Genomic DNA, 5,263 nt, shown 5'->3' on the forward strand with positions numbered 1-5,263 from the left:
CCAATAACCTGACCCGCCCCGGCCATCAACCGCACCCAGCGGAGATCCGACCCAGCCAGGGACCCCGCCGGGTCAGAAACTCGCCCCCAGCCAGCAATTTCCCCCGCCAGCGATCTCCCCCGACCAGCAACCTCATCAAGCCAATGATCTGCCTCAACCGGAGGCCTCACGCAGCGAACAACCTCACTCAGCCAGCGATGTCACCCGACCGGCAACCTCATCAACCCGACGATCTGCCTCACCTAGGGGCCTCACGCAGCCAACGACCTCACCCAGCCAGCACTCTCACCCGACCGGCAACCTCACCAAGCCGACGATCCGCCCCGACCAGAGCCCTCACGCAGCCAACAACCCCACCCAGCCAGCACTCTCACCCAGCGAGGAGCCGCCAAACCAGAAACCTCAACCCCCGGAAACCTGCGCCCAAAGGTTTTCGTACCAAGGCGCCTGCGGAGCAGGTTGCTGCCCAGGCTGCGCAGCCGTCGGCGAACCAGACTGGTCCTCCGGCAACTGGACCATCCACGGGGTCTCGCCCGGCTTCACGTACCGGAGCCGGCGGCGGGCTTCCGCCTCGATCTGGGCCGGGTCGCTCAGCTGGGCTTTGCGGTCGCGCAACTGGGCGACCTCGTGCTGGAGCTGGGCGAGCTGCGCTTCCTGGTCGCGGACCTCGGAGCGCTGGGAAAGGTAGGTGCGCAACGGAACCGCGACGGTGAACGCCAGCGCGCACACCACGATCGCCACCACGGCGGCGCGCCGGGTGGTCGACATGCCGAGCACCTTGGCCGCACCGGAGGCGCGTTTCGCCGCCAGGCCGCGGCGCAGCCGGGCCCTGGTCGTCTCCGTCGTGCCCGCGCCGGTGCGGCGCCGGGCCGACGCGGGACGGCGGGCCCTGCTGGACCCGCTTCCCGCCGCCCGGCCGCCGCGGCGGCTGCGCGCCCTCCCCCGGTCGGCCATGTGCCCCTCAGGCCTCCGCGCTGAACCGCGGGAAGGCGAGGTCGCCGGCGTAGCGCGCGGCGTCCGCGAGGGTTTCCTCGATGCGCAGGAGCTGGTTGTACTTCGCGATCCGCTCGCCGCGCGCCGGGGCTCCGGTCTTGATCTGGCCGACGCCGGTGGCGACCGCGAGGTCGGCGATGAAGGTGTCCTCGGTCTCGCCGGACCGGTGGCTCATCATCGACTTGTAGCCGTACGACGTGGCCAGCGACACCGCGTCCAGCGTCTCCGACAGCGTGCCGATCTGGTTGACCTTCACCAGCAGCGCGTTCGCCGCGCGGCGGGTGATGCCTTCCTCGAGCCGGTCCGGGTTGGTGACGAACAGGTCGTCGCCGACGAGCTGGACCTTGTCGCCGGTCTCGGCGGTCAGCTGAACCCAGCCGTCCCAGTCGTCCTCGCTCAGCGGGTCCTCGATGGAGACCAGCGGGTAGTCACGCAGCAGTTCGCCGTAGTACGCGGACATCTGCTCCGCGCTGCGCTTCGAACCCTCGAAGGTGTAGGCGCCGTCGGAGTAGAACTCGGTCGCCGCGACGTCCAGCGCGAGCGCGACGTCGCGGCCCGGCGCGTAGCCCGCCTTCTCGATCGCGGCGAGGATCAGGTCGAGCGCTTCCCGGTTGTTGGCGAGGCTCGGCGCGAAACCGCCCTCGTCGCCGAGGCCGGTGGCCAGGCCGCGGCTCTTCAGCACGGACTTCAGCGCGTGGTACACCTCGGTGCCCCAGCGCAGCGCCTCGCGGAACGACTCCGCGCCGATCGGCGCGATCATGAATTCCTGGATGTCGACGTCGGTGTCCGCGTGCGCACCGCCGTTGAGGATGTTCAGCATCGGCACCGGAAGCACGTGCGCGTTCGGCCCGCCGAGGTAGCGGAACAGTTCCAGCTCGGCCGATTCCGCGGCGGCCTTCGCGACGGCAAGCGAGACGCCGAGGATGGCGTTCGCGCCGAGCCGCGACTTCGCCGGCGTGCCGTCGAGGTCCACCAGCTTCTGGTCGACGATCCGCTGGTCGACCGCTTCGACGCCGACCAGGTCCGGCCCGATCTCGTCGAGCACCGCGGCGACCGCGCGCTCCACGCCCTTGCCGTTGTAGCGGCCGGTGTCCCCGTCGCGCAGCTCGACCGCTTCGTGCTCGCCGGTCGACGCCCCGGACGGCACCGCCGCCCGAGCCAGAGTGCCGTCGTCGAGCGCCACCTCCACCTCGACGGTCGGGTTCCCGCGCGAATCGAGAATCTCGCGCGCGCCTACCTGCTCGATGAGAGCCACGCTCTGCTCCTTGGTGGGTCGTGCCTGCGGTGACGCCGCCCAGAGTAACCGCCCAGCGGGTTCACCCGTTGGAGGCCAGGCCGGTGCCGGGCAGTTCCGCTGCGTGTTTCCCAGCTCAGCCGGACACTTCGCCGGTCTCGCCGGCGGTCTCGTCCTCCGGCCGCACCTCGCGCCACCCCGACGGCAGCTCGACCTGATCAGTCACCTGCTGCCAGAACGTCCAGCTGTTGCCTCCGGGATCGGCCACGGTGAAGATCCGCGCGCCGTAAGGCTGGTCCTGCGGCGGTTCCGGCGCGGCGTCCTCGCCGAGCGCCGCGGACACGCGCTCGTGCTGCGCGTCGACGTCGGTCACGTACACGACGTTCAACTGCCCGACCGGCCCTTCGACCCCCTTGGCCTCCCAGTATTCGGGACCGACTCCGGCCAGCTGGAGACGCGCGCCGCCCGCGCGGAGCGTCGCCTGGAAGACCTCGCCTGCCCCGTCCTCGAAGCGGACTTCCTCGGTGAAGCCGAACACCCTGGTCAGCCACGCGAGCGCGGCGGTCGCATCGCTGTAGTAGAGGTACGGCGCCAGTCCCACGTAGTCGGGCTCCTGATCGCTGCTCATGGCGGAACAGTCCATCACGACTCGTCTGACGGTCGTGCAACGCCCTCCGCGCCGGTATCGTGAAGCGACCATGACGGACGCCGCAGCAGCCCCCGAACCCGACGGCGAATCGCGCTTCCGCAGGTTCCGCAACGCCGAGCATCTGGTCGCGCGGCGACGCCCGCTCGACGCGCTCAAAGAGCTAGAACCCCTGCTCGCCGACGAGCAGGACAAGCCGAGCGTGCAACTGCTCGCCGGGCGCGCGTACTTCCACTCCGCCCAGCTGCGCCGCGCCGAACGCGCGTTCACGCGGGTGCTGGAACTCGACCCCACCGATCATTACGCCCGGTTCGTGCTCGGCCGCACCCTCCAGCGCCTCGGCCGTTTGGCCGAGGCGCTCGCGCAATTGCGGATGGCGTCGGCGATGAATCCGGTGCCGGAGTATCTCGAAGCGATCAGCGAGGTCAGGGCAAGGATCACGCTCAGCGGCCGCTGAGCCCGCCTGTCCCGAACGTGCACCCGCGGAGGCACTCCCGTGCAACCGCCGGATCCAGCACGTCCCCGGCGCGTCTTCTGAAGTGAACAGGGCAGCGGGGAAGCCTGGCCATCCGGCGACGCGGCTCGGCCGGTCGGCCGATCCGGGCAGACCGGGCGAAGCGCGATCCTTGGTGTCATCACAGAGAGCGATTAGAGGAGGCCGACATGACCGCGCTGACCGTGATCGGAGCGACCGCCGGACTGATCGTGCTGGTGCTGATGGCGCTGGCGCCGACGCTCGTCGAACTGAACGAACGCCACCCGGTACAGCCGCGCAAGCGGCCGATGCGCGCCGAGGCCCTGCCGCAGAAGCCGGTGCGAGTGAGCGCCGCGCTGACGAGCCACTGACTGCTGGTTGCACGCTGACCTGGCCGAGCCGGACCGCGAAGGGCCTCCTGACCAATTGGGAAGCGGGCCATGGATTCGGCCGCTCGCCGGGACCGAGCCAGGTCGCGGAACCACGTAGGCGCCCGGGACCGCGGGCAAGCCACCGTCCAAGCCGGATCGTGCGCCACGCCGAGCAGCCGCAAGTCGATCCGATTCGCACCGCCGCATCGGCCGTTCACGACCGACGCCGCGAGCCACTGCACCGACGAGTCACAACAATGCGCCACGCCGAGCAGCTATGAGCCGGGTCCGGTCGTGTGCCAGGCGCCACCGGGCCACCTGCCGAACCGCGACAGCGCCACGCCGATCGACCGCGAGTCGAACCAGTTCGAGCCACCACGCACGCCCGCTCACGAACCACACCGCGCGCCACCGGCCGAACCACAGCGGCGCGCCACACCGAGCAACCGCCGGACGAACCGCCCCAAGCCGCCGCACCGGCCACGCGCCGCGACACCGGCTAGCTTCCGGCGAACCGGAACGGGAATTGTTGGCTGCTCCGCGACAAAAGCCAAGCACAGCCACAAAAACCGGCCGCGGGCGGACACCGGTCGAACCGCGGCCGCTAGCTGCCTTGGTCAGGCGATCCTGCCGACCAGCCGCCGACCAAGCCACAGCCGCCAGCAACCCGCTCAGGCCATCCCACGCCAAGCCACCGACCAAACCGCAGCCGCCAGCGGCCTCGGTCAGGGGATCTCGCCGACCAGCCACCGGCCAAGCCACAGCCGCCAGCGGCCTCGGTCAGGCGATCCCGCCGACCAGCCACCAGCCAAGCCGTAGCCGCCACCAGCCAAGCCGTAGCCGCCACCAGCCAAGCCACAGCCGCCACGGTCGCAATCTCGCCGATCAGCCACCGACCAGTCCGGCCAACCCGCTCAGGGCGCCACACTCTCCGCCGCGAACGAATCGGCTGCGGTGAAAACGTCCTGCACGTAGTTCACCGCCGGGTTGTAGAACAGCATCGCTTTCCACCAGCCCGCCGGAGCGCCCAGATCGTCGTTGCCTGAGCAGAGGTAGCGGGCGGCGGTGAAAGCCGCGTCGTCGAGGTTGCGGGGGTCGGCGGGTTTTCCGTCGCCGTTCGCTCGTTGGGCGTGTTTGTGCCAGGCGGCCGGCATGATCCGCAGTGGGCCGACGCGTTGGTCTGCCGTGCGGTCGCCGTCGAGTTTTCCTTCGTCGGTGTCCGGGCCTTCCGACCGACCGGGGTCGACTTTCATGGTGCCGTCGGGGCCTGGTTTTTCCGTTCCGAAGGCCAGGTTTCCGATGGCCGCGAGGGTTGCCCACGACAGGTGGCACGACGGTTTCTGCCGCTGCATCCACATTTCCGCGCGCCCGTACGCGGCGAGCACTCGCGCGTCCAGTCGCGTCTTTCCGGCGACCCGGGTCGCCCACGCGTCCAGTTCCGCTTGGTCGGACACGAGCGGGCGGTCCGGCGGGGCGGCCAAGCCGACCCGAGGGGCTTCGGCGCCGGGTTGCGGGCGCGGTTCCGGCTTGGCCGAAACCGGCGG

6 protein-coding genes are annotated in these 5,263 nt (G+C 70.4%); 2 read left to right on the top strand and 4 right to left on the bottom strand.

Going from position 1 to position 5,263, the window contains the following annotated elements:
* Positions 1–402: 402 nt before the first annotated feature.
* From D0D37_RS45775 to D0D37_RS45785, 3 genes are all read right to left on the bottom strand, one after another.
* The gene (locus tag D0D37_RS45775) at positions 403–768 is read right to left on the bottom strand and encodes a septum formation initiator family protein (protein WP_116206818.1); all 366 of its coding nucleotides are present in this window, start codon (positions 766–768) and stop codon (positions 403–405) included.
* Between the two features lie 193 nt (positions 769–961).
* Entirely contained in the window at positions 962–2,248 is a 1,287-nt protein-coding gene (eno, locus tag D0D37_RS45780) for a phosphopyruvate hydratase (RefSeq protein ID WP_116206813.1), read from the bottom strand.
* Between the two features lie 115 nt (positions 2,249–2,363).
* Positions 2,364–2,855 (bottom strand): VOC family protein, encoded by a 492-nt coding sequence (locus tag D0D37_RS45785; RefSeq protein ID WP_244223916.1) that lies wholly within the window; start codon positions 2,853–2,855, stop codon positions 2,364–2,366.
* 70 nt (positions 2,856–2,925) lie between these two features.
* Between D0D37_RS45785 and D0D37_RS45790 the strand changes: the two genes are divergently transcribed.
* Both D0D37_RS45790 and D0D37_RS45795 read left to right on the top strand, forming a co-directional pair.
* Positions 2,926–3,330 carry a tetratricopeptide repeat protein gene (locus tag D0D37_RS45790; protein WP_116206815.1) on the top strand — a complete coding sequence of 135 codons (405 nt, stop codon included), beginning with the start codon at positions 2,926–2,928 and terminating at the stop codon, positions 3,328–3,330.
* A 206-nt stretch (positions 3,331–3,536) separates the two neighbouring features.
* Complete coding sequence (locus D0D37_RS45795) at positions 3,537–3,719, top strand: hypothetical protein (RefSeq protein WP_116206816.1); 183 nt, start codon at positions 3,537–3,539, stop codon at positions 3,717–3,719.
* 914 nt (positions 3,720–4,633) lie between these two features.
* Here D0D37_RS45795 and D0D37_RS45800 read toward each other — a convergent pair.
* Positions 4,634–5,263: lysozyme family protein (locus tag D0D37_RS45800; RefSeq protein WP_116206817.1), on the bottom strand; the 630-nt coding region annotated here is incomplete at its 5' end.

The sequence above is a fragment of the Amycolatopsis circi genome (assembly GCF_003385235.1).
In the GTDB taxonomy this organism is placed as follows: domain Bacteria; phylum Actinomycetota; class Actinomycetes; order Mycobacteriales; family Pseudonocardiaceae; genus Amycolatopsis; species Amycolatopsis circi.

Bases quoted from the DNA above. Each gene is read 5' to 3' on its own strand.
- D0D37_RS45790 (WP_116206815.1), top strand. From the start codon at position 2,926: ATGACGGACGCCGCAGCAGCCCCCGAACCCGACGGCGAATCGCGCTTC.
- D0D37_RS45795 (WP_116206816.1), top strand. From the start codon at position 3,537: ATGACCGCGCTGACCGTGATCGGAGCGACCGCCGGACTGATCGTGCTG.
- D0D37_RS45785 (WP_244223916.1), bottom strand. From the start codon at position 2,855: ATGAGCAGCGATCAGGAGCCCGACTACGTGGGACTGGCGCCGTACCTC.
- D0D37_RS45775 (WP_116206818.1), bottom strand. From the start codon at position 768: ATGTCGACCACCCGGCGCGCCGCCGTGGTGGCGATCGTGGTGTGCGCG.